This is a genomic window from Actinoallomurus sp. NBC_01490 (genome assembly GCF_036227085.1).
Lineage (GTDB): Bacteria > Actinomycetota > Actinomycetes > Streptosporangiales > Streptosporangiaceae > Actinoallomurus > Actinoallomurus oryzae.
Window position 1 is genome coordinate 2,622,547 of sequence record NZ_CP109433.1, and the last position, 23,945, is coordinate 2,646,491.

Below are 23,945 nucleotides of genomic sequence, written 5' to 3' on the forward strand. Positions count from 1 at the left end.
CTGAGCACAGGCCGCGCGGCGGGTGGCGAGACCACCGCCGCGCCGGCCCCGGCATCTAGGGAGTAGATCCACCATGGCCGCCACGGTCACTACGAACGCCCGCACGAAGGAGTCGTCGGGTCGGCGGCACCGCCGCAGGTATCGGCGGCCCGACGACGCCCGGGCGGTGCCGTACTTTCTCATCCTGCCCGGCTTCGCCTTCTACGCGTTGTTCGTCATCGTTCCGATCATCGACACTGTGCGCCTGTCCTTTTTCTCCTGGGACGGGCTTTCGGAGCAGGTCTTCGTCGGACTGGACAACTTCAAACAGGTGCTGACCGACCCGAACACCTGGTCGGCGTTGAAGGTGTCGGTCGTCTTCGTCGTCTTCAGCTGCGTGCTGCCGGTAGTGATCGCGCTGTGCCTCGTGGGCATCATCGCGCGAACCCGGATCCGAGGGCTGGCCTTCTTCCGGTTCGTGTTCTTCCTGCCGTACACGATCGCCCTGGCGGTCGTCGCCATCGCGTGGCGCTGGATCTTCGCGCTGGACGGTTCGGTCAACGAGATCATCAAGTTCTTCCTGGGATCTCGCTTCGTGCGCCCGTTCCTCGGCGACACCCACCTGGCACTGCCGGCCCTGGGGATCGTCGGATTGTGGGCCACGTTCGGGTTCGTGCTGGTCATGCTGCTCTCCGGCGCCCAGCACATCCCGAAAGAGCTGTACGAAGCGGCCCGCATCGACGGTGCGGGCCCGGTGCGGGAATTCTTCGCCGTGACGCTGCCCGGGGTTCGTCACGAGCTTCGGGTGGCGCTGGTGATGACTCTCATCATGGCTCTCCGCGTCTTCGACCTGCCCCTGATGGCCACGCAGGGCGGACCGGGCTACGCCACCACCACACCGTCTCTGATGATGTATCGAGACGTATTCGTCAATGGCCAGATCGGGCCGGGAGCAGCCATCGCGGTGCTACTCACGATCGTCATCTTCGTCGGCGTGGGTGTGGCCAACCGGGTCATCCGATCGGAGTAACACAATGAATTCTCGACGCGAACAGACCTTCTCCTACGTCGTCCTCTTCCTCTTCGCGCTTTTCGCGATCTACCCGTTCATCTCCACGGTTCTCGTCGCATTCAACCCACCGGACGCGTCCGTGAGCGGGCTGGCCTTCCCGCACCATTGGTCGCTGGGCAGCTTCACGAGCGCGTGGCACAACAAAGACGCGGGCATCGGACGATCGCTCCTCCACAGCATCATCCTGTCGGTGGTGGTCGTGGTCGTGTCGGTGTTCTTGTCGATCCTGACCGGCTACGCGTTCGGAACGATGAGATTCCGCGGCTCGTCGATCCTGTTCGCCCTGTTCGTCCTCGGTCTGATCGTGCCGTACGAGGCGACCGTCATCCCGCTCTACTACCAGTTCCGGCAGTACAACCTCGTCGACACCTACTGGGCGATGATCCTGCCGGACATCGGCGGCTCGATGGCCTTCGGCACGTTCTGGATGACGGCGTTCTTCAGATCGTTCCCGCGGGAACTCCTGGAGGCGGCGCAGTCGGACGGGGCCAACCGGTGGCAGACGCTGTGGCGGGTCGTCGTGCCCACCGCCGGTTCGCCGATCATGGCCCTCGGCACCATCCTTTTCATCTGGACGTGGAACAACCTGCTGCTGGCGATTGTGATGATCTCGAAGCCGGATCTGCAGATGGTTCCGGCCGCGCTCAATTACTTCGTGGGTCTGCAGTACGGCAGCAATTACCAGATCACCTGCGCGGCGGCGATCATGGTCGCGCTGCCGGTCATGGTCGTGTACTACCTGCTCCAGCGTCGCTACGGGGCCGACGTCCTCGCGGGCGCGGTGAAGGGCTAGCCCTCTCAATTCATCTAGGAGACACAAAAATGGCAGTGTCGAAGCTGGGCGTCGGCATCGCAGGTCTCGGCCTGATCTCAAAGACGCATGCGGCGGCGTACCAGCGGATGTCCGACGTCGTGGATCTCGTGGCCGGTTGCGACGTCGACGCGACGGCGGCCACGAAGTTCGCCGACGAATTCGGCGCTAAGACGTACTCCAACCTCGAAGACCTGATCAACGACCCGGCGGTCGATGTGGTGGACCTGATCCTGCCGCACCACCTGCACTACGAGGCCGCGATGGCGGTGCTGGACGCCGGGAAACACCTTCTTCTCGAAAAGCCCGTCGCGCCGACGTTCGAGCAGTCGGTGGCCATCTACAAGAAGGCGGCGGAGTCCGGCGTCCATTTCATGGTCGCGGAGAACACCCGCTACATGGCGGCCTATCAGGCGGTGCACCGGCTCGTGCAGGAGGGCGCCATCGGTGAGGTCGTCCACGCCAGGACGTACCTGCGCTCCAACGAGAAGGCCCACCTGTCGATGAAGGGTAACTGGCGGACCGAGTTCGCCATGGGCGGCGGCCTGGTCATGGACACCGGCGCGCACTCGTTCTACCTGCTCAAGTGGCTGCTCGGTGAGATCGACGAGCTGACCGGCATCGCCAAGAAGGTGTTTCCGATCGACAACGAGATCGAGGACACCGCCGAGGTGTACGGCCGGATGAAGAGCGGCGCTCACTTCTCGTGCGGGTTCACCTCCGTGTCGGAGGTTCCGCACAGCGAGCGTCTCGAGCTGTACGGGACCGACGGCGGCATCCTCGTCGACCAGATGTCCGAGCCGGTGGTCAAGCTCTTCCGCGGTCAGTACGACTTCGCCGGCGAGGCGGTCGGCGACGTCCCGTTCGGCCCCGACGCGTGGCACCCGGGCGGCTGGCACTACGAGTCCGTGCTCACCGAGGTGACCGACTACGTGCAGTCGCTGGTGGAGGGACGGGCTCCGCTGATCAGTTCCGGTGACGCCGTGTACGCCCTGCGGATCGTCGAGGCCGCCTACGAGTCGATCCGGTCGGGCAAGACGGTCAGCATCCCCGCCGACGCCGCGGCCGGTCTGTGACGCCGGCGAGAACCTCCCACCGAAACACCACACCTGCATCGGGGAAATCTTCATGAGACTCATGCGGATCGGGGACCGTGGCGCGGAGCGCCCGGTCGTCGCGATCAACGATGAAACCTATGTCGACGTGTCCGACGTCGTGACCGACTTCGACGGGTCATTCTTCGCCTCCGGCCTCGAAGCGCTCGCGGCGACCGTCGCCGAGCGGGTGGCCTCAGGGTCGGTCCACCGCTTCGCCGGCGAACGCGTGGGCGCACCGATCACCCGGCCACACCAGATCCTGTGCGTCGGGCTCAACTACGCCGACCACGCCGCCGAGTCGGGCCAGGAGCCGCCGGCCGAGCCGATCGTGTTCACCAAGGCCCCGAACACGCTGGTCGGGCCGAACGACGACGTGTACATCCCGCGCGGATCGTCGGCCACCGACTGGGAGGTGGAGCTCGGCATCGTCATCGGGGCCCGGGCCCGCTACCTCGACAGCGACGATGCCGCGCGCGCCGCGATCGCGGGATACGTACTGGTCAACGACGTCAGCGAGCGTGACTTCCAGTTCCAGCACGGCGGCGGGCAATGGATCAAGGGCAAGTCGGCCGAGACGTTCAACCCGTGCGGGCCGTGGCTGGTGACGCCGGACGAGATCAGCGACGTCAAGGACCTCGGCCTGTGGCTCGACGTCAACGGAGAGCGTCGGCAGGACGGCTCGACCTCGAAGATGCTGTTCGACCCCATCTTCATCGTTCGCCATCTGAGCCGGTTCATGGTCCTTGAACCCGGCGATCTGATCAACACCGGGACTCCTGCGGGCGTCGGCATGGGCCTTACGCCGCCGGTCTACCTGCGGCCCGGCGACCGCATGGAGCTCGGCATCGACGGATTGGGCCGGCAGAGCCAGGCGGTCGTCGCCGCTCCGTAGCCGCGCAAACGGTCTGGTCTCGCCTGACGTATGCCCGGCGAGACCAGACGACGCGGGCTTGGCTTTCGCCCGGCTGGGATCGGACGAAACGGCCCCGGTCAGCTCAGGTTCTTGGTGACCAGTTCGGCCGCACGCTCGGCGACCATGAGAGTAGGCAGGTTCGTGTTCCCCCGAGGGATGCGGCGCATCACCGAGGCGTCGACCACGCTGAGGTTGGACACGCCCAGCACGGCGCAGTCCGGAGCGACGACCGAGGTCGGGTCGGCGGGGTCACCCATCGCGCAGGTGCCGACGGGGTGATAGGTGCCGAAACTGCGTTGACGGACCGTCCTGGCCCGCCATTGCGGGCTGGCCAGCCGGCCCTCGCCGACGTCACCGCCGGCGATGCCCCACTTGAGCAGCAGGCGGCGCAGCGTGGACGGGCCATCAAGCAATGTGGACAAGCTGTTGGTCACCACAACGTTGGCCGTACCTGGCTGGTTCAGCGCGCGCACAACCCGGGAATAGCCTGCCGCGAACGCCTCGTTCCGGATCGCCATCACGGCGGGATCGCGCATGAGCTCGGCGGCCACTTCGAAGCCGTCCATCATGCGCTGCAGGTCGTTGGGCTCGGAGAGCATGTTGAAATCGATGGCCGGCCGGACCTGTGGATCAGCGGATCGCAGGCACACCGTGCCGCGCGAGTCCGGCTTGTACAGGCCGACGCTGAGCCCGGCGACGCAACTGCCGAGCCCATGCCAGGACGATTTGTTCAGTACGAACATGAGCATGTCGCCCTGCCGGTCCGGGGCGGTACCGGAACTGAACCGTAGTCCGGTGGTGAATCCCGGCCGCAGCGACGGCGCCTGGCGTCCCTCTCTGCGCACGTGTGCGGCGAGATAGACGACCGGATGATTCTGCAGGTTCGCACCGACGCCTTCCCGGTCGGCCACGACCTCGATGCCGAACCGGCCCAACTGCCGTTGCGGACCGACGCCCGAGCGCAGCAGCAACGCGGGCGACTGGATGGCCCCGGCGGACAGTACGACGTGTCCCGCACGGATGTGGAACTCCCGGCCGTCGCGCCGGGCCGCCACCCCCACGCACCGGTCACCGTCGAAGAGCACCCTGGCGACGACCGTGTCGCACTCGACGGTGAGGTTGTCCCGCCGGCGGACCTCGGCCGTGAGGTAAGCCGACGCCGCGGACACCCGGGCGGACAGCGTGGCACTCAACGGCAGTCCCGAATACCCGTCGCGGAAGTCGGCGTTGAGGTCATCGAGCGTCTGCCAGCCGAGCCGGCCGCCGGCCTCGGCAACCGCCTCGCAGAACGGAGGCCAGTCGGCGGGCAGGGCACGGCGGATGTGCACGGGGCCCTGGCCGCCGTGCATCGGTCCGGAGAAGTCACGGTCGGTCTCCACCCGATTGAAAAACGGCAGCACGTCGTTCCACGCCCAGCCCTTCGCGCCGGCGTCGGCCCACTCGTCATAGTCGTGCGGAACGCCGCGCAAGGAGACCATGCCCATCACGGTCGATCCGCCGCCCATGACCCGGGCTTGGGGAAAGCCGCTGGGTCGCCTGTCGTGGCCCAGTTGACGGGCCTCGAGGCCAGGCCACATGTACTTGGCGTTGTAGTAGGACCGCGGGTACAGGTCACTGATGTCGTCGGGCACCGCTCCGGGCGGGGTGTCAGGCCCGGCCTCCAACAGGAGAACGTACGCTCCCCGCTCAGACAACCGGTTCGCCATGACGCAGCCGGCCGTTCCCCCTCCCACAACGATGACGTCGTACCGACGGGACGACACGGGTGTCGCAGGACTCATCTCAGTCGTTCCTTTGCCAACCTGCACTTCCTCGACGACCAGGAAGTCGGTGTTCGCGCTGGGTGTGCAACGCGCCTGCCATGACCGCTGCACCGGCCAGCCGGTTCGGTCAATATTGTTGCGCTATGTGAACTACGTTGCACGACGATGTTGGGTGCCATGTGACGTTATTCGGGCAGGAATAGCATGTCAACCCCGTCATTTGCCCTTAGATCGCCGCTGGGTCACCTGGTGGGACGTCGACCGCCGTGTTGCCATGTTGCGTTGCAGTAGAGGAATAAGTTGCATCTACCGCAACACGCTAGTGATCGCGTCGTCGGCGCTGTGGGTGCTCGTTGGGTGCTCGCATGTCACGGCGCTGGATCGCGGTTCCGTGACTGGTGATAACTAGCGGTAACAGGTTCGTCGGGTCTGGCGCTGAGTGTGATAGGGCCGAGTTTTCGGTGGCCGCTGCGTCTGCCGTTTCGGGTTTCGCCTCGAAGTCTGGAGCGTCCGCAAGGTCTTGTTGGCTGGAGTCGTCTCGACGGTCGGAGGGGCGTACGGATGGTGTCGTTGTCAGCGACTGGCGAAGGAGGCTCGGTTCTGCCTCCCGGTGTGAAGCTGCTTGAGGCCACGGATCCTGCCGAGATCGGCGGCTATGAGCTGGTCGGCCGATTGGGATGCGGGGGGATGGGCGTCGTCTATCTGGCGAGTGATCGGCGCGGTGGCCTCGTCGCCGTCAAGGCCGCTTACAAGGACGCCACCGACCAGGAGCGGCGCCGCCTTCGAGCCGAGGCGGCCTGCCTACGTCGGGTTCCGTCGGCGTACACGGCTCGGCTGCTGGCTGACGGTACAGATCAGATGCCGCCGTACATCGTCACCGAGTATGTGCAAGGCCGTTCGCTTGAGGACATCGTCGAGAACGACGGCCCGCTCCCGTCTGTGCAGCTGCGGGCGCTGGCCATGGGCGTCGCGCGTGCGCTGGCCGCTGTCCATCACGTCGGGTTGATCCATCGGGATCTGAAGCCGGCCAACGTCTTGTTGCCCCCTTCTGGCCTTCGCCTGATCGACTTCGGTATCGCCCGGCAGATCCTGGCGTCCGGGGGCATGACCAGCAGCGGCGTCGTGATGGGTAGCCCTGGCTGGATCTCACCGGAACGGCTCACCACAGGCCCCGCCACTCCTGCGGCCGATGTGTTCGGTTGGGGCTGCCTTCTCGCCTATGCCGGAACTGGCCGTAATCCCTTCGGCCAGGGCGACTTCGAAGCGGTCGCGCAGCGGACGATCCACGAGCCACCCGATCTCGACGGGCTGGAGCCGTCACTGCGGCGAGCAGTGGAGGCGGCGCTCGCCAAGGACCCGGCGGAACGTCCGTCCGCCCGCGAGCTTTCCGCCTGGCTCAGTCCCGAGGTCCGCCCGGTCGCTGAAGCCCCCGCCGATCCCGAGGCCCCCGCCGATCCCGAGGCCGCCGCTGGACCTGAGGCCGCCGTCGTGTCCGAGGGCCGTGTCGAATCGCCGGGCCGGGAGCCCCGTCGCCCGCGGCACTCCCAGCGTGCTTCCGCGACACGACGGCGCGTGAGGGCATTCGCCGGTGCCTCGGTGGTGCTGGCGGTGGTCGCGGCGGTGACCGCGATGCTCGCGGCCCGCATCGATTGGCTGGTAGGCCGAAAACCCGGCGCCGCCGCGGCGCCACCGACCCGATCTGCCACGCCCTACCGCCCGGTCTCCCCGCGGCCTCGGGGATCGGCCGGTGGGGATGCCCGTTCCACGGAGACACCGCGCAGGGCAACCGCCGTTCCGAGCCCGCCCCGCCGGCCTTCTGGGAGCCCCACGGGCCATGACGGGAGACAACGCTCTGGCACCGACGCCGACCAGGGCCCCGTAGGGACCACTGGAAGAACGGTGACCCGCGCGACGAGCGCACCGCCGACCACTGTGATCGACAAGCTGCTCCCGCCCGACTAGAACCTCCACGGGCCGAAAATCTGCAGAAGCTTCAGGGAAGGTGGGTTCCGCACTCGGCAGCAGGCTTCGGCTGACCTCGTGCGCGCACGCCTGCGGGCGGCCTCGCGGCCAGTGATCGTTGTGGCTGGTTCGAGCCGGTCAGCGGCGGTAGCAGCCGTGTACGCATCGGACATGGCCAGGGACGTATAGCGTCTCATCGCTTCCGGGGGTTTCAACGCCGATCGGAGTGACATAGATCGGTTCGCCGCAGGTAGGGCAGGCCGGACGCTCGATCGCGCTGAATTCGGCCCAGGTGTATCCGTTCGGGCGTGGTCGTCCCTTTTCAGTGAGCGTGAGTGTGTCGGCGTCGATTCGCCAGTCAGCCACGGTCGTCTCCTCGGTTGTGGGTCCCAGCCGGCGGCGGTTCGTTTGGCGATGGGATGTGCGACGGTGACATCCCGGCGTGCGCGGTCGCTGCGGGTCTGCGGGGGACGGGTACGGCGGGAGAACGGCGGTCGCGGCGTTCGCCGTTCATCCCGTGGGATGTTTTGGTTGTCGGGTTTCGGCGGGCTTCTGTTTGGCCGGCGATCGTGGCGTGCGGTCACGGTGGGGGATCGGTGCGCTGATTCCCCACCGCGACGGTCGGGGTGTGATGTCAGCCGGTCACGGGAAGGTCGCCGGGGACCGGGGTGGGCGCCGGTGCCTCACCAGGCGGCGTGCTCGTGGTCGGCGTCGGGCTGGGGGTACCCGGGTCGCCGGGGGGCGGGGTTTCCGACTTCGCGGGGCCGCAGGTGACTGAGGCGATGCCGACGGTTTGGGTCTTGCCCGCCGCGAGGCGCAAGTTCAGCTCGATCGCGGTGACGGTGATGCCGCCGCCGGGGCCCTGGACCTGCTTGTTGAGAATCACCGAGGCCGTGCCGACGCCCTTGATCGGCACCGTGATGCGGGTGTTCGGCTTCGGGCTCACCTTGAGCTTCTTACCGGCCAGAGTGGCCTTGCCCAAGTGGGAGACGCCATTGCCGTTCTCGCACTTGGCGAACACCAGCTTGGCCGACAGCCCGGCCTTGGCCAGCCGTACGTCGGTGACGCTGGCCCGCCCGTGACCGGCCCAGGCGGACACCGACAACACCGACGCGGACACCAGTGGATTGGACGGCAGCCCGGCGAGTCTCTTGCGGGCCGGCTGCTTGGCCTCGGACGACACGGCCGGTGTCGGGGGGATGGTCACCAGGCCGGTGGCGGCGATGCCGAACGCCGAGCCACTTCCCGCGGCGGTCGCCGAGGCGGGAGCCGCGATGGCCGGCGGCGTGGCGATCACACCCGCGGCAGCCGCGATCACGGTCAGTTGAGTCAGACGCACAGAAATGTCTCCTTCAAGGTGAAAAGGGGGTCGTGACCGAAGCGGGGGTCGGTCTTCATGAGGCCGGGTACGTGACCGAGATCAGTCCGTGACCCAGACAGTGGTCCCGAGCGGTACTCGGGACAGTTTGCTCAGCGCGTCCGCGGGCACCCGTACGCAGCCATGTGTGGCCGCTTTGCCGAACACGGACGTGTCCGGCCAGCCGTGGAGCGCCACCGTGCCGGGTCCGCCGCCGAACGAGTCCAGGGTGTCGGAGTGTGCGCCGAGCGGCAGGATGAGCGGGCTGTAGGTCGCCTTGGCGGGAGCCAGTGAGGCGAGGAGGAAGGTACGCCCGGTGGGTGTGGGCGTCTTGGCGGCGCCGACCGCGACGCTCCAGGTGCCGAGCGTGCGGCCGGCCTTGATGAGCGTGAGCCGCCGCGCGGACCGCTGGACCTTGATGAGGTAGGAACTGTGCGCGGTCTGCTCCTTGCCGCTGGTGGGAATCCATCCCGTCGTACGGTTCGGCCGGGACGGCAACAACACCCGCTGCCAGCCCGGTTTTGTCTCCACGACCGGCACCCAGGTCGGGCCGCCCAACTCCTTGCTGGGGAGCACCGCCACCGGCGGCCCGCCCGGTGTGGCCGATATCGGGACCGACACCGCAGGATGCACCACCGTGCCGCCACCGCCGCCGGCCGTACCGGAATCCAGCGACAGGCCCTTCAGCGTGGTGAACGTGGTCGCCTGCGGCAACGCCGCCGTGGCCGGCGTCGGACTCCCGCCCGAACCCGTCTGGTGATGCCCTCCGCAGCCGGTCGACACGGTGGCGGCGGCCACCACGACCACCGAAGCCGCCACCAGCCTTTGTGGCGTGCTGAGGGGCGCGCGTGACCGTGCCGCACGACCGTACGAGCGCTGAAAACATTCGTTCACGAGAACTCCGCTCTCTCATCTGCGTCGTCAAATACGCATAGAAGCCGCCATAGGTTGCACGGCGCCCCAAAGATTCTTAGACGGCCCTATATAGGCACAATTCAGGCATGGGAACGAAGCCCTTGTCTCTCGGCGCGTTGAATGCGGTTCGCCCGCGACGAGGACCTCGCGAAAGAGAGGCAAGGACCAACACCGGTTCCACCGTCCGAGCGGTGCGAAGCGTCACAGCCACGCGGGCGGGCTCAACGCTTCGGCGGATCGCCCTTTGGCCCGCTCGATCGTTCTTCGCCGAGACTCGGTCCGGGCTCGTTGGGCCGGCCGTTTCACCGAGGCCGCCAAGGGCGGCGCCTTCAGCGCCCGGGCCGCCCCGCGCCGCTATGAGGTGACAAGACCGTTAAGCGTGGCAAACAGTAAACCGCGTAGCCTGTTAGTAAGGGTCGGTATGGGTGGGGGGGCGGGGGAGAAACGATGGCAGGCGAGCGGTCTCGACTGGGTGGATTTAACCCAACTGTGCCGAATATCGCCCGTTCCTCGACATCGGCACTGGCCTTCCCACCCAGCAGAATGTGCACCAGATCGCGCACGCGGTGAACCCCGGCGTCCGCGTGGTCTACGTCGACTACGACGAGCAGGTGGTCGCGCACGGGCGGGCACTGCTCGCCGGCTCGGGACGCACCGAGATCATCCAGACCGATCTACGCCGGCCGTGGGAGATCCTGGACCACCTCGAGATCAAGCGGCTGCTGGATTTCAGCAGGCCGATAGGGCTGCTGCTGATCGCGACCCGAGACGAGGTGATGGGCCTGTTCGGCGACTTCGCGTTGGCCGCGTTCGGGCTGGTGTGGGCGCCGCTGTGGCGCCCCGAGCGCCCGGTGAGCATGGAAACGGCCCGGCGGATCTGGTTCTACGCGGGCGTCGGCCGAAAGCCGTGAGGTGATGGCGGACCGCCCACGATCAGTCATCGTGAAGGCACCAGCCGAGGGGAAGTACGACATGCGAGCGACAACGGTCGGGGCCACGCTTGAGAACGCGATGGCGCGAGGCAAAGCGTTCCTGTACGACGGCGAGGACACCATCACGTTCGCCGAGTTCAATGAGCTGACCGACCTTGTCGCGGCCGGGCTGCTGGCTCGCGGGATCCGGCGAGGCGACCGGATCGGGCTGCTGGGGCTGAACACGCCGCAGTGGCTGGCCGCCTTCTTCGGCGCGGCGCGGATCGGCGCCATCGTCGTCCCGCTCAACGTGCGCTACCGGGAGCAGGAGCTGTCCCACATGCTCGGCCAGAGCGGCGCCCGGATGGTCATCTGCCTCGACGCCACCCCTGATTTCGACTTCGCGGCGTTCTTCGCGGGGTTCCGGCCACAGGTCCCTGGCGTGAGTGACTACGTGTTCTTCGGCACGGGGTTCGCGGGGAGCGCGTCGTTCGACGAGCTGACCGCGACATCGGTCGATCCGGCGGCCCTGGCGGCGGCACGCGAGGCGGTGGCTCCGGCGGATCCGCTGGCGATCCTTTACAGCTCGGGAACGACCGGCCGGCCCAAGGGCGCGGTGATCACGAATCGCAGCATCCTGGCCTCGGCAACGGCGCAGGCGAGCCACTGCGCGATGGGCGAGGGCGACGTGCTGCTCGGGCACCTGCCGTTCAACCACGTCGGCGGCATCACCTGCACGATCATGGCCGCGCTGGTCAGCGGCGCCTCGGTGGCTCTGCTGCCGGCCTTCAGCCCGGATGCGGCGCTGCGCGCCATCGAGCGCAACCGGGTGACCTTCCTGGGTGCGGTGCCGACCATGTACGTGCTCATGCTCGGCCGGGAGCGCTTCGCCGACCACGACGTCTCGTCGGTGCGGATCTGCACCGCGGGCGGGTCCAACGTGGAGCCGGCGCTGGCCGAGGCGATCCGGCGTGGCTTCCCCGAGGCGTCGTTGTACGGGCTGTACGGGCTGTCGGAGTCCTCGGGGGCGTGCGTGCTGTCGCGGCCGGACGACGACACCGAGACGGTCTCCCGCACTCTAGGCGTGATGATCGGTGACTTCGAGGCCCGGGTGGCCGGACCGGACGGGACCGTCCTGCCGCCGGGCGAGACCGGCGAACTCCAGGTCCGTGGCGCGTGCGTGGCCGCCGGCTACTGGGACATGCCGGAGGAGACCGCCGAGGTCTTCTCACCGGACGGCTGGCTGGCCACCGGGGACATGGTCGCCGCGGAGCCCGACGGACATCTGGTGCTGCGCGGCCGCAAGAAGGAAATGTACATCCAGGGCGGCTTCAACGTCTTCCCGGTGGAGATCGAGAACGTGCTGGCCACCCACCCGAAGGTCGCAATGGCCGCCGGGATCGGTGTGCCCGACGAGATACTCGGTGAGGTCGGCCGGTTCTACGTCGTGCCGCGCCCGGAGACCGATCCGCCCACAGTGGAGGAACTCACCGCCTACTGCCGGGACCGGCTGGCCGACTACAAGGTGCCCCGGCAACTCGTCATTACCGCCGAGGTGCCACTGACCCCCGTCGGAAAGATCCACAAGGCGCTGCTGAAGGAACGCAGCCTCTCGAAACACCAGCCTTGAGCCTTCGCCATAGCCTTTGGCGCTCCACTCAGTCGTCCTCGGACCGTGCACGATCCGGGTAAGGCCGTGGCGGATCTGACGCCGATGCTCGAACTCGGCGGGGAATGCCTGGCCGACGTGGCGGTGCCACGCCCGTGAGGGTGCCGATAAATCTGCGGACCGCCGACGTTGTCGATCACGATGTCGACCGGCCGGTCGAGGTCCGCCAGCCCGATCAGGACTTCGGTGGCACCCGCCTTGGCCAGCCCCTCCCCGCGGCCGGCCGAGCCGACAGAGGCGATCACGTGGGCGCCTGCGTGCGCCGCCAGTTGCACGGCGAACCGGCCGACACCGCCCGATGCGCCGGTGACCAGGACCCGCTTCCGCGAAGTCAGCCCGGCCGCGCAGAGAACGCAGGGCGGCAAGACCCGCCACGGGCAACGCCGCCGCGGTCACCAGGTCGACCGACTCCGGAACCGGGGCCAATCCGTCGACGCCGACCGTGGTGCGCTCAGCGAAGGCCCCAGCGGTCAGGGCCACCACCCGGGTGCCCACCGCCGGGCCTGTGATGGCATGCCGTGCCGAACGGTGGAGTGTCCTGGTCCGGCATCCTGGCAATTGCTTGCCATGTATTATCCATGCGGATAACGTTATCCGCATGGATAATAACCTCTATGGCGCGTTCGCGCCCTCTTCGACGCTGCGGGCGTCGTCCCGATCACCACGCTTGGCGTCGTGGCGCTCATCGGCGGCGACATCGCGGTACGGCGCTGCGGCGCCATGGTCATGACCACCCGTCAGGCGGCGACGGCGGCTCGCAGGGAGCAGATCATCCGTGCCGCGATCGCTCTGCTGGCCGAACGCGGCTACCAGACGACCACCTTCGAGGCCATCTGCCAGGAGGCCGGGCTCAGCAGCAAGCGGTTGATCACCTACCACTTCTCCAGCAAAGACGCGTTGTTCGCGGCCGTCGCCGACCAGATCGTCGCCGACGGTGAGACCTTCATGCGGTCCGCCATCGAGGCCGCGACCGGCGCTCGCGAACTTCTCGCCACCGTCATCCGGGCGAATGTGGCGTTCATCGCCGACCACACGCCGCAGGTGCGGGCGCTCCGGCAGATCTTGCTCAACGGCGGTCTGGGCGACTGGGAGCGGCACCACATCGAGTCGGTGAACCGGCTGGCCCGCCTCTTCGCCGACGGACAGCGCACCGGTGCCTTCCGCTCATTCGACCCGCAGGTCATGGCGGCGGCGCTGAGAGCCTCGATCGACAGCACGGCCACGCTGCTGTCCGCCGGCCTCGACCCCGGCGTATGCGCCGGCGAACTGGTCGAACTCTTCGACCGCTGCACGCGAGAAGAGTCCTGACACGCAAGTGCGAGTCGGGACGGAAACACGAAAGGAACCTGATGACGTACACAGGGGTCGCCGGGCGTACGTACGTCGTGACCGGCTCGGCGTCGGGCATCGGGGCCGCGACCGCGGCGCTGCTCCGCGAGCGCGGCGCCGAGGTCATCGGTTGTGACCTCGGCGAGGCCGACATCCAGGCGGACCTGTCCACGCCTGCCGGCCGGCAGGCGTTGGTCGACCAGGTGACCGAGCGTGCGCCCATCGACGCGGTGCTCGCCATCGCCGGGGGCGGCAGAACGGGGCTTCTCGAGACGAACTACTTCGGTACCGTCGCGACGCTCGAAGGGCTACGACCGCTGCTCGCGCAGAGCGAGGCACCCCGGGCCGTGGCCGTGTCGTCGACTTCTTCGCTGGCGCCCGCGCCCGAGCGCGTGGTGCAGGCGTGCCTTGACGGCGACGAGGCCGCCGCCGTCGCCCTCGTCGACGCGGAGCCGTCCATCGGTGGACCCACCGGTGCCTACGGCATCGCCAAGCGCGCGCTGAATCGCTGGGTGCGCAGAGCCGCCCCGACGCCCGAATGGGCGGGGGCCGGCATCGCCCTCAACGCGGTCGCACCCGGCGTCGTCGACACACCTGCCGCCGCCTGGATCCTGGCGAGCGAAGACGTGCGCACCGCCGTGGAGACCGCGGCGCCGCAACCGTTCGGTGGCTTTCCCGGGCGGCCAGAGTGGGTCGGCGAGCTCATCTGCTGGCTCGCCGACGCGGACAACCGTTTCGTCACCGGACAGATCATCTTCGCCGACGGGGGTGCGGAAGCCACGATGCTAGGAGATCTTCATTGGCGCTGACGACCACCGATCTCACGGGCTCAAGGCAGCCATCAGACCATTCAGACAGGCTAAGCGGGGGCGACGATCTCGTGGCCGGCGGCCTGCAAGGCGGTGACCGCGCGGTCGCGCTGCGGCTCGGGCGTCAATACCAGATCGGCTTGGTAGGTGGAGGCGACGAATACCGGTACTGCGGACTCGGCCAGCGGCTGGATAACGGATGCCAGGAGACCAGGGACATCCAGGCCGTGTCCCGCGTCGGCGTCATAGATGCCGATCCAGCGGTCCGCCGGGGCCGTTTGCCCGGATGCCTCTCTGATCACGGTAAGCCCCTCGGACGTGCGCACGAGTGCGTGCCAAGAGTCGTCACGGGGGTGACGGTGATCCGCGAGGTGCTCGACGGCGAACACCGTCGGCAGGACCGTCAGGCGCAGTGCGGGCCGGGCTGCGACGCGCTCGTCGCTCTGGCCGCCGGCCTGCGGCTGAGCGAGATCGAGCGCGAAGACGACCCGGTCGAGTCCGGGGCCGTCGTAGTCCGGTTGGATCGGCAGGCCATCGACGCCCGGTGCCCCGGACAGCATCTCGAAGCCGAGCCGGCCGTGGAACGCGCGAGACGTGGTGTTGCCAGGGCTGGTGATGCAATGGACGTGACGGCGACCATGCGTACGCGCCTGCTCGAAGAAAGCTCGGTAGAGGGCGGTGCCTATACCGCGCCCGTGCAGGGCCGGATCGACACCGACGAAATGGATGTAGGCCACCGCTGGATCGCTCTGCGAGAAGAAACCGATCAGGAAGGCGGCGAGGTCACCGTCGGGCCGTTCGGCCAAGTAACTGGTCGTGGCGAAATGCTGAAAGAAGAGCCGTGGCAACAACAGCGCCCGCTCCGTCGACCCCGCCTCACCCCCGAACCCGCCCCACCAACGATCGAGCACCGCGAGCACCCGCGCGTGATCCATGGCCGTCGGGCGGCGCACGGTCAAGCCCTCCGGAAAATCGTTCATCATCTGCCAACTCTCACAACTCGTAGCCCCAGAGAACAACGCCTCGGATATTTGCGCTACGCGAAACCGCCATTGGCATGCAGATTTTGGCCGGTGAGCCAACGACCGTCCGGCCCGGCGAGGAAGGCGACGACGTCGGCGATGTCGGCCGGCTGTCCGATTCGGCCGAGCGGAGTGAGGCGAGGAATCTGCGCGAGCGCCTGTTCACTGTTGCTGCCGCGCAGAAGATCGGTATCGGTGAATCCCGGTGACACGGTGTTCACGGTGATGCTGCGCGATCCCAATTCCCTCGCGGCTGCCGCGGTGAGTTGCTCGATCGCACCCTTGCTTGCGGTGTACATGGCTATACCAGGGGCCGGCCGTACCGTGTTCACGGTGGAAATATTGATGATACGTCCCGCATCACGCATATTCCTCGCAGCGTAACGTATGGTCAGGAAGGTCGACTTCGTATTGGCTGCCATGACCTGGTCATAAAGACCTTCGTCGGTATCGGCGATCGTTGTCGGGGTGAAGGCCAGGGCCACGTTGTTCACCAATATATCGAGGCCATCGAGTAGGTCATCGGCCTGCTCCATGAGTCGTTCGGCATTGACCGGATCGGTGAAATCGGCCTGGATGCCATGAGCCTTGCCGCCGGCTCGTGAAACCTTCTGCTCGACTTCGACGGCGTGGTCCTTGTCCTTCGCATAGCTGAACACGACGTGTGCGCCTTCGCGTGCGAGCCGCTCCACGATCGCCCGGCCGATTCCTCTGGAGCCTCCGGTGACCACGGCCGTCTTACCCTGCAACGTTCCCATCCTCAACCCTTCAATCATCAGAGGAAGTTATCCGTGTGGATAACTTTATCCATGTGGATAAGCCGCAGCAAGTTCAAAATCTGGCATCCCATGCTCTGTTGCGTCTCAGGCTCAGGCAGGGCCGCCGCGCCAGTCGGGCATCGCCCGCTCGCCCACGGCGACGTCGTAGGCCGCTCGGGCCAGCAGGCGGGTTGAATCCAATGTCGGCAGGGGTGAGACGTCGGGTGTGATCAGCAACGGGATCTCGGTGCAGACGAGCGCGATCGCGTCGCAGCCTCGGTCGGCCAGCCGTTCGATGACGCGGAGGTAGGTCTGGCGCGACGAGTCGCTGATCACGCCGTTCACCAGTTCCGTGAAGATGATCTCGTTGACGAGGTGGCGGTCGTCGGCGTCCGGCAGTTCCGCGGCGATCCCGCGGGCGGCGAGCGCACGCGGGTACAGCGGGCCGTCCATCGTGTACCTGGTGCCCAGCACGCCCACGCGTGCGCGCCTCTCGGTCGCGGCCTGGTCCGCGACGACCTCGGCGATGTGCAGGCCCGGCAGGGGGAGGTCCGGTCCCGGCACCTCCAGAGCCATGTGGGCGGTGTTGTCGGGGCATACGAAGAAGTCGGCGCCGGCCTGGGCGAGCCGCTGCGCGCTGGTGGCCAGGGTGGCCCGGACGCTCGCGTGATCCCCCGCGTCCCAGGCGGGCATGCTGTATCCGAAGGCGATGTAGTCCATGGTGACGTCGGGATGTTCGTTGCGGCCGGTCCGGTGGAATCCCTCCTCGCAGAAGGTGAGGAAGCAAAGGGCGGCTCCCCCCGTGCTGTGAGCGAGAACTCCGAGATGTTTCACGACGGCTCCGGCATTGTCCGGGGATCGGGACGACTTCATTCTTTACCGGGGGATCTCCACGTGCCTACTGTGAGGCATCGGGTGATATGACGCCCATGCTGTGGAGGTATGGATGGATCTACGGTTGCTGGGTTATGTGGTCGCGATCGCCGAAGAGGGGTCCATCAGCGGAGCCGCCCGCCGCCTCCTGCTGACCCAGCCGACCCTGAGCCGGCAGCTACGTGACCTGGAACGACGCTTGGGGGCCGAACTCTTCGTACGCGCCGGCCGCGGCCTCATTCCGACCGCCGCGGGCGAGGCGCTGCTCCGGCGTGCCGTGCACATGCTGGCCGATGCCGAAGCCGCCCTGAACGACGTACGGCTGGCGGCCGAGGGCAAGACCGGTCGTTTGACGGTGGGGTTCGCCGGGTCCGGAATCAATGGCGCGTTGGGAGACGCCCTCGGCCGGCTGCGAGCCGAACTCCCCGACGTCGACCTGTCCCTGGTGGAACTGTTCGACGACGCCGAGATGTCGGCCGGCATCCTTGACGGAAGCCTCGACGTGGCAGTGCAGCGGCTACCGGTCCGCGACGCTCGCCTCGCCACACGGGTCTGGGCGCGCGAGCCGTTGGCCCTCTTCCTGCCGGCCGGGCACCCGCTCGCCAGGACCCGTGAGCCGGCACCGGTGTCCGTACTCGGCCAGATCTCCCTGGTGCTGTGGCCACGCGAATCCGCGCCCCATGCGCATGATGAGATCACCTCGTTGTGCCACCATGCCGGGATCGTGCCACGCATCGGCGCACGAGGACGGACCGTTCAGACGATCCTCGCGCTGGTCGCCGCCGGTTTCGGTGCCGCCGTGATGGCCGACTCCTATCGAGTCCTGCACCGGGAAGGCGTGACACCTCGACGACTCGCGGGTACCGCCACCACCTTGCATCTGGTCTGGCGAGCCGGGGACATGAGCCCCCTCCTCACCCGTTTCATGACCGCCCTGAACGCCGTGCAGCCTCGGCCTGGCGATGAAAGACCCGAGGCTCCCGCAGGAATCGCCGGGCTACAGTCATAGATATTGACGGGCGGAAATCGATGGCCGGCGAATGTCCGCCATCTGATTTGCCGGCTGACAGTTCGTTATAACGTGCGAGGCGAGATGGTCCAACGAGGCGCAATGGGTCTCGGCGGCGCTGAGTTCCTGTACCGCCCGCGATGTCGTCGTCCTCGCCGGGGTGGCGGTTGATCGAGGCGATCAGCCGCCGCAGGCCTCCGACCTCCCGGTCCGAGTTGACCAGCACTTCGGCCTGCATGGTGCCGTTCGCCCGGCGGTTGCAGGTTAGTCTCCGGGGATGGATCATGCTACCGTCGCGATTGTGGCGCTGACTCTTATGCGGAAACATGTCTGCATATACAGCCGCCGTGCCGATTGCCGTAGCGCAACCGACGACACTTCATTGGTCGGCAGCGACATCAACTGATCAATGCTCATCTGTCCGTCGCTGCGGAATACGGGTAGGTCGCGCCGAGCCTTTGTCCTGGTGGTGCTTCCGGGAACGGCTTTTCTCCAGACCAAGACCAAGGGGACGGCTAGAGGGAAGGTGCTCCGTCGTGTCGGATGCCGAAGGAATCACCTTTGCCGTGCTGGGTTCCCTGGAGGTGCGACAGGCGGATCGACTCATCCGTCTGCCCGGCAAGCAACGAGCGGTGCTCGGCGTGCTCCTGCTGGACGCGAACATGACCGTTTCTCGGGACCGGCTTACGGCCGCACTCTGGGACAGGCCCCCGCATTCAGCCGTTGCCAACGTCCATACCTATGTGTCCGGGCTTCGGCGAGCGCTCAAGAGCGTTACGCCTGACCAGGCGTTCCGGCTGGAGACGCGGGGGAGCGGTTACTCCCTGACGGTCGACCGGGCTGAGTTGGACCTCCTGGTCTTCGCCGACATGGCGGAGCGAGGCCGCCGATCCGCCGCGCACGGAGATCTCACCGCTGCCGAGCGGGAGCTCGCGGGCGCCGTGGCGCTGTGGCGGGGGAGTCCCCTGTCCGACGTTTCGCTCAGTGACCTCGTGGCCCCACGCCTGACGGAGCTCGAGGAGCGATTCCAGCAGGTGTGGAGCGACTGGATCGACGTGTGTCTGTCCCAAGGAGACCACGAACGGCTGGTCGGTGAGTTGCGGCGGGCGGCGGAGACCCAGCCGCTGCGCGAGCCCATCTGGGAACAGCTCATCTTCGCACTGCACCGGGCACGGCGGCGGGGCGAGGCACTGGATGCCTACCAGCGGGCGCGGACGATCCTGGTCGAGGAGTTGGGGATCGAGCCGGGCCCTGAGCTGCAGCGGCTGCACGCCGCCATCCTGAACGAGGACTTTTCCATCACCTGGCCGCTGGTGGAGTGCGGAGATTCGGCCAGGCTGCGGCAGAAAGGTCCGGGCGACCCCCCTGCGCCGGCGTCGGGCACGCGGGAAGAAGGACCGCCTTCTCCGGCCGTACCGCCGGATGGGAGACGCGACTCCGGCGACCGGAGCGGATTCACGACCGATCGGAGCTGGGTCAAACCCGCCGAGGTACCCCACGACGTCCGGGGATTCGCCGGGCGCGGGAGAGAACTGGCCGCGCTCAGCACGAGCCTCGCAGCCGACCGACCAGGGCTGGTTCCCGCTCCGGCGAACGTCTGGGTCATCAGCGGTACCGCAGGCGTCGGTAAGACCGCGTTGGCGGTACGTTGGGCGCACACCGTAGTGGACGCCTTCCCTGACGGCCAGCTCTATGTAGACCTCCGCGGGTTCAACCCGAAGCGAGATCCGGTGGAGCCCGCCGCGGCCCTGGCGCAGCTGCTTCTGAGCCTCGGCGTCGATCCCACCCGGATCCCTGAAGGCCTCGATGAGCGGGCGAAGCTGTATCGATCCGCGATCAGGGGAAGGCGGATCCTGCTGCTTCTGGACGACGCGCGTACCGCCGAGCAGGTCCGTCCCCTGCTGCCCGGACACGATGGCGTGGTCGTGCTGATCACCAGCAGATTTCGCCTGAGCGATCTCGTCGTACGCAACGACGCGGCCCCGCTGCCACTCGCGGCACTCAGCCGGGAGGGCGCCCGTGAAGTCCTGTTGCACGTCCTGGGCGCCGAGAGTCTGGCGGCCGAGCCGGGAGCCGCCGACGATCTGGCACGGCTGTGCGGGTATCTACCGTTGGCGCTACGCATCGCCGCGGCCAACATCGTCGGCAGCCCGGCGGTGACGATCGCCGGCATGGTCGTCGCGCTGAGCCAGGGGAATCGGCTCACCCAGCTCGCCGTCGACGGAGATCGTGAAGGAGCCGTGGGAGCGGCGTTTCGGCTGTCGTACCAGTCGCTTCCATCCGAGCAGCAGCGGATGTTCCGGCTCCTCAGCCTGCTTCCCGGACCGACCTTCACGCCTCGGGCGGTAACAGCGATGATGGACCGCGATATCGCCGTCGCCACCAAGGATCTGACCGCCCTCACCGCCGCCCACCTGATCGAACACCAGGGCGCGAACCATTACCGCTTCCACGACCTGGTACGGCTGTATGCGGCAGACCGTGCCGAGCACGAAGAGACGCCACAAGATCGTCAGCGGGCAAAACACGCCGCGTTCGCCTACTACCTGCATGGCGCGAACGCCGCAGGGGCGACGATCAGTACGAGCACCTTCCCGTTTTCCCCGGAGTCGTCCGCCCGAGCCGCGTTGGCCGCCGCCGATTTGGGGGACACCGCTGCGGCCCTGGAGTGGCTCCAGGCCGAGCTGGACAACATCATCGCTACCGTCTCCTACTGCATCACGAACGGTCCGCGGCCGTTCGCCTGGCGGATCATGGACGCACTGCGGCCGTTCCTGAGAGTGGGGATCTACCGGGAAGAGTGGCTGGAGCTGGGCCGGCGAGGGCTTGACGCCGCCGAACGCGCCGAGGACCGGCTGGCCCAAGCGACGATGCACATGAGCCTCGGCGTCGCCCGGCTCGTCCTCGGCAAGCCGGATCTGGCCGTACATGACCTCGAGCAGGCCTTGGACGCGAGCTGCGAGTGCGGCTGGCCGGACGGAGTCGCGGAGGCGAGCACGCATCTCAGTGGCGCGCGTCAGCAGCTCGGCGATTTCGACGGGGCCGCCAACCTGGCTCGTCGCGCCCTCGAACTGCACAACGAACTCGACCGGCCGAACGCGCAGGCCGCGGCCGACGCCGTTCTCGGCTCCGCGCACTGGTGGTACGGCGATCTGGGCCAGGCGCTGCAGCATCAGGAACGCGCCTACGCGCTCTACGAGAAGACCGGGAGGGTGTTCGGCCAGGCCATTTGCCTGACCGAGCTGGCAGCAACGCTGCACGAACTGGGTGACCTGGCCGGCGCGTCTCGGTGCTACACCAAGGCGCTGGGCCTCTGCGAGCACATCGGAGCGACAGGGCGGCAGGTGCAGACGTTCGCCGGGCTGAGCCGCGTGAACGGCGAGATGGGAGACCGCGAGCAGGCCCTGCGTAATGCGGAGCTGGCGGTGATGTTGTCCGATTCGGCGAGAGATCGAAGAGTGCGGGCCATCGCGCTCGACGCGGTGGCGCGAGCCTGCTTGGCCGCCGGTCGGCATGATGACGGATACGAGTATCAGCGCAAGGCTCTGGAGATCGCCGAGCAAGTCGGCGTGGCCTGGGATATCGCGTACGTGCTGATAAGCCGGACCGAGAGTCACCACGCTGGTTCCAACCAGGAGGATTTTCGATCCTCCGGTCGCCGCGCGCTAGTGATCACACGGGAGCATCGATTTCGCCTGCTCGAGGGCAAGGCGGCTGAGGCACTGGCCAGGATCGTCGATCCCGACGAGGCCTTCTTCTACTACCGGATGGCGTTGAGGGCCTACCAGCAGACGAACCACCGCTCGGCGATCGACCGCATTCGGCGCCTGCTTGAGCCATCCGATCTCGGGGCGGGCCTGGAGGCAAAGGATCCTCGATCCGATCAGCCGCCCTACGGGCCACGCTAGGGCGAGGTCTGGACGGGCAGGTCTCGTTCGCGGCGATCCGAGCCCAGCTCAGGGCGCCAGTCGGTCACGTGTAGGCGCGTTATAGCTCTCTTATGGCGATTCTATGGGGTGATTGTAGGGCTGTCCGCCATTATTGTTCCGATAGTGTCGACTATGCCATCGCAATGACTCATTCCTTGATTGTGGTCATAAGGTGGACATGGGCATGGCATAATCCTCCGGCATGACATATCCACCTGATTCCTTCCATTCCGAAGATGTTTCGGCTCCTGAGCATAATTACGGAGAACAGCAGGCGTTCGGACCGGGCGTCCCGCCGCAGCGGCCGGGCCCCCCGCTCCACCGATCGTCGAGCGACAAGGTCAATGGCCTGGCCATCGGGAGTCTGATAACTGGGATCCTGGGATGCGTCTCGTTCATCGGACTTATCCTCGGCATTGTCGCGCTTCGCCAAATCAAGCAGCGTGGCGGACGCGGTCGCGGAATGGCCATCACCGGCATCGTCCTGTTCTGCGTCTGGACAGTGATCGCCGTGGTCGGCGTCATCGTCTCTCCTGACTCCGGTCCGACTTCCGCGTCGGGTGGTATCACGACCCCCAAGCCGACCCATACCGCGCCAAAGAAGACCGAAATTCAGAAGATGCGCGTCGGACAATGCATCAACGACGCCGGCACCGGCGCGGTGGACAGCCTCAAGGTGGTCCCATGTGACCAACCCCACGACGGTGAGGTCATGGCCATCGGGACGCTGCACGGCCTGATTCTGCCCTCCGAAGCCCAGATACGGCAGAAGGCCCGGACACTCTGCAGTCAACTCGCCGAGAAGAAGATCGAGCGCGATCCGGCCGCCGACGTACTCACGATCACCGACTACTACCCCACGGTCGAGGCCTGGCGGGGAGGGGATCATGGCGTCACCTGCCTCGCCGAGCACGTCACGGAGGGCAGGAAGCTCACCCGCCCGATCCGGAGCTAACCCCCCAGCGTGGGTGACGGAACATCTTCTCCAGCATCGAAATGCGCCAGGAGGCGGAGGAAAAATGCTCAATACATCATCGACTCGGCGGGCTGTCGCACTGGCCGCGGCGGCTACCGCCATGCTGATGACTGGAGCGTGCAAGAGCTCATCGGGATCGGAGAACAAGGGAGATGAAAACGGCGAGAAAGCCGCCGCTTCGCCATCCGCCGCGCCGTCCTCTGCCGCCCCCGTTGATAATGGTGTGGCGGCGAAGCCGGCGTCGGTAATCGCGCGCGAGGCGCTGGCCGCGCTGAAGGACGCCAGGGCCGTACGTCTCAAGGGTCGCATGCGGAGCGGCGGGCAGATGATTCAGATCAACCTTCGCTCCGCGCGCACGACGTTCACGGGTACCGTCCGTGGCCCGCTCGCCGGCGGCATGAGGACCTTCGAGATACGTCAGGTGAACAGGAAGGTTTACGCCCGCTACGGTCAGACGTGGAAGTTGGCCGGCTCGTCACGGCAGGCGGCCGCTCACGGCTTGTTCTTCACCACGGTCGGGTTCGCCGATTTGATGAAGCCGTCCGGCCGGGTGGTGAAGGGCGAACCGGCGAAGGTGGGAGGAGTTCCGGCCATCAGCGTTCGCTACTCCGGCAGCCGGCTGTACGTCGCGACCACCGGGAATCCGTATCCGCTCCGCTTCGGCTCGGTGAAGGACCGGCGCGATGCCGTTGACTTCACCGAGTACGACAAGCCCTTCAAGGTCACCGCGCCGACCGCGGCCTGATCCGACCGGGGCGGCTACGCGAGGGCCGGCCGCCGTGGGTGCCATG

At 67.2% G+C, this 23,945-nt stretch carries 18 protein-coding genes and 1 pseudogene; 13 read left to right on the forward strand and 6 right to left on the reverse strand.

Translation table 11 applies throughout. The features are described from left to right. The first annotated feature begins 22 nt into the window (after positions 1 to 22). From OG417_RS12855 to OG417_RS12870, 4 genes are read left to right on the forward strand one after another with little or no spacing between them, the layout of a single operon-like run. The gene (locus OG417_RS12855; protein WP_329254704.1) at positions 23 to 1,009 is read left to right on the forward strand and encodes a carbohydrate ABC transporter permease; all 987 of its coding nucleotides are present in this window, start codon (positions 23 to 25) and stop codon (positions 1,007 to 1,009) included. Between the two features lie 4 nt (positions 1,010 to 1,013). Next, positions 1,014 to 1,844, forward strand: a complete 831-nt coding sequence (locus OG417_RS12860) for a carbohydrate ABC transporter permease (protein ID WP_329254708.1) — start codon at positions 1,014 to 1,016, stop codon at positions 1,842 to 1,844. 29 nt (positions 1,845 to 1,873) lie between these two features. Further along, on the forward strand, positions 1,874 to 2,938 hold the full coding sequence (locus tag OG417_RS12865) for a Gfo/Idh/MocA family protein (RefSeq protein WP_329254711.1): 1,065 nt from the start codon (positions 1,874 to 1,876) through the stop codon (positions 2,936 to 2,938). 52 nt (positions 2,939 to 2,990) lie between these two features. Beyond that, positions 2,991 to 3,851: a fumarylacetoacetate hydrolase family protein gene (locus OG417_RS12870; RefSeq protein WP_329254714.1), complete on the forward strand. Its 861-nt coding sequence runs from the start codon at positions 2,991 to 2,993 to the stop codon at positions 3,849 to 3,851. Positions 3,852 to 3,949: 98 nt separating this feature from the next. Here OG417_RS12870 and OG417_RS12875 read toward each other — a convergent pair whose 3' ends face one another. Next, positions 3,950 to 5,653 (reverse strand): GMC family oxidoreductase, encoded by a 1,704-nt coding sequence (locus OG417_RS12875; RefSeq protein WP_329254717.1) that lies wholly within the window; start codon positions 5,651 to 5,653, stop codon positions 3,950 to 3,952. Between the two features lie 594 nt (positions 5,654 to 6,247). Here OG417_RS12875 and OG417_RS12880 point away from each other — a divergent pair. After that, positions 6,248 to 7,597 carry a serine/threonine-protein kinase gene (locus OG417_RS12880; RefSeq protein WP_329254720.1) on the forward strand — a complete coding sequence of 450 codons (1,350 nt, stop codon included), beginning with the start codon at positions 6,248 to 6,250 and terminating at the stop codon, positions 7,595 to 7,597. Positions 7,598 to 8,231: 634 nt separating this feature from the next. Here OG417_RS12880 and OG417_RS12885 read toward each other — a convergent pair. Further along, entirely contained in the window at positions 8,232 to 8,936 is a 705-nt protein-coding gene (locus OG417_RS12885; RefSeq protein ID WP_329254723.1) for a choice-of-anchor P family protein, read from the reverse strand. A gap of 81 nt (positions 8,937 to 9,017) precedes the next feature. Next, positions 9,018 to 9,773 (reverse strand): L,D-transpeptidase, encoded by a 756-nt coding sequence (locus OG417_RS12890; protein ID WP_329254726.1) that lies wholly within the window; start codon positions 9,771 to 9,773, stop codon positions 9,018 to 9,020. 608 nt (positions 9,774 to 10,381) lie between these two features. Here OG417_RS12890 and OG417_RS12895 point away from each other — a divergent pair. The 4 genes and pseudogenes from OG417_RS12895 to OG417_RS12910 all read left to right on the forward strand — a co-directional run. After that, positions 10,382 to 10,780 (forward strand): annotated as a pseudogene (locus OG417_RS12895) (SAM-dependent methyltransferase); the annotation flags it as partial. Positions 10,781 to 10,841: 61 nt separating this feature from the next. Next, a complete protein-coding gene (locus OG417_RS12900) occupies positions 10,842 to 12,410 on the forward strand; it encodes a class I adenylate-forming enzyme family protein (protein WP_329254728.1) in 1,569 nt (522 codons plus the stop codon). A 714-nt stretch (positions 12,411 to 13,124) separates the two neighbouring features. Then, complete coding sequence (locus OG417_RS12905) at positions 13,125 to 13,757, forward strand: TetR/AcrR family transcriptional regulator (RefSeq protein WP_329254731.1); 633 nt, start codon at positions 13,125 to 13,127, stop codon at positions 13,755 to 13,757. Between the two features lie 41 nt (positions 13,758 to 13,798). Next, complete coding sequence (locus OG417_RS12910) at positions 13,799 to 14,587, forward strand: SDR family oxidoreductase (RefSeq protein ID WP_329254734.1); 789 nt, start codon at positions 13,799 to 13,801, stop codon at positions 14,585 to 14,587. A 50-nt stretch (positions 14,588 to 14,637) separates the two neighbouring features. Here OG417_RS12910 and OG417_RS12915 read toward each other — a convergent pair whose 3' ends face one another. The 3 genes from OG417_RS12915 to OG417_RS12925 form a co-directional block, all read right to left on the reverse strand. Continuing rightward, positions 14,638 to 15,570, reverse strand: a complete 933-nt coding sequence (locus OG417_RS12915; protein ID WP_329254736.1) for a GNAT family N-acetyltransferase — start codon at positions 15,568 to 15,570, stop codon at positions 14,638 to 14,640. 53 nt (positions 15,571 to 15,623) lie between these two features. Further along, a complete protein-coding gene (locus tag OG417_RS12920) occupies positions 15,624 to 16,385 on the reverse strand; it encodes a glucose 1-dehydrogenase (protein ID WP_329254740.1) in 762 nt (253 codons plus the stop codon). Between the two features lie 93 nt (positions 16,386 to 16,478). Further along, on the reverse strand, positions 16,479 to 17,201 hold the full coding sequence (locus OG417_RS12925; protein WP_329254744.1) for an aspartate/glutamate racemase family protein: 723 nt from the start codon (positions 17,199 to 17,201) through the stop codon (positions 16,479 to 16,481). Between the two features lie 112 nt (positions 17,202 to 17,313). Between OG417_RS12925 and OG417_RS12930 the strand changes: the two genes are divergently transcribed. The 4 genes from OG417_RS12930 to OG417_RS12945 all read left to right on the forward strand — a co-directional run bounded on the left by OG417_RS12930 (position 17,314) and on the right by OG417_RS12945 (position 23,899). Continuing rightward, positions 17,314 to 18,249 (forward strand): LysR family transcriptional regulator, encoded by a 936-nt coding sequence (locus OG417_RS12930; protein ID WP_329254747.1) that lies wholly within the window; start codon positions 17,314 to 17,316, stop codon positions 18,247 to 18,249. A 536-nt stretch (positions 18,250 to 18,785) separates the two neighbouring features. Then, complete coding sequence (locus OG417_RS12935; protein ID WP_329254752.1) at positions 18,786 to 22,157, forward strand: AfsR/SARP family transcriptional regulator; 3,372 nt, start codon at positions 18,786 to 18,788, stop codon at positions 22,155 to 22,157. Positions 22,158 to 22,380: 223 nt separating this feature from the next. After that, a complete protein-coding gene (locus OG417_RS12940; protein ID WP_329254755.1) occupies positions 22,381 to 23,133 on the forward strand; it encodes a DUF4190 domain-containing protein in 753 nt (250 codons plus the stop codon). Positions 23,134 to 23,254: 121 nt separating this feature from the next. Beyond that, on the forward strand, positions 23,255 to 23,899 hold the full coding sequence (locus OG417_RS12945; RefSeq protein ID WP_329254758.1) for a hypothetical protein: 645 nt from the start codon (positions 23,255 to 23,257) through the stop codon (positions 23,897 to 23,899). Positions 23,900 to 23,945 lie beyond the last annotated feature (46 nt).